At 60.5% G+C, this 774-nt stretch carries 1 pseudogene; it reads left to right on the top strand.

Annotation, left to right across the window (positions count from 1 at the left end):
• Window positions 1–774 (top strand): annotated as a pseudogene (locus tag ACTJKA_RS19920) (hypothetical protein); the annotation flags it as partial.

The following is a 774-nucleotide window of genomic DNA, read 5'->3' on the forward strand; positions in this document are numbered from 1 at the left end:
AGCCACAGGAGCAACGGGCGCAACTGGAGCCACAGGAACAGGAGCGACCGGTGCTACAGGAGATACAGGCGCAACCGGAGCGACAGGAGCCACAGGAGATACGGGTGCCACGGGAGCCACAGGAACAGGAGCGACCGGCGCTACAGGAGATACAGGCGCAACCGGAGCGACAGGAGCAATTGGAGCGACCGGTGCAACGGGAGATACGGGAGCGACCGGAGTAACTGGAGCCACGGGTGCAACGGGAGATACGGGAGCAACTGGAGTAACCGGAGCCACAGGTGTAACGGGAGATACGGGAGCGACCGGAGTAACCGGAGCCACAGGTGTAACGGGAGATACGGGAGCGACTGGAGTAACCGGAGCCACAGGTGTAACGGGAGATACGGGAGCGACTGGAGTAACCGGAGTCACAGGTGTAACGGGAGATACGGGAGCGACTGGAGTAACCGGAGTCACTGGCGCTACGGGAGATACAGGAGCGACTGGAGTAACCGGAGCCACGGGTGCAACGGGAGATACGGGAGCGACCGGAGTAACCGGAGCCACAGGTGTAACGGGAGATACGGGAGCGACCGGAGTAACCGGAGCCACAGGTGCAACGGGAGATACGGGAGCGACAGGAGCTACAGGTGCAACAGGAGCTACAGGTGCAACAGGAGCTACAGGTGCAACAGGAGATACCGGGGCAACCGGAGTAGGGTTAGCTGGTATTTTGGCATTTGACCCAGCAACAGCTCCAACCTATCCAGTAGGTCAAGTGGTGACATATGA

The sequence above is a fragment of the Bacillus sp. 22190 genome (assembly GCF_052045575.1).
Taxonomy (GTDB): domain Bacteria; phylum Bacillota; class Bacilli; order Bacillales; family Bacillaceae; genus Bacillus; species Bacillus altitudinis.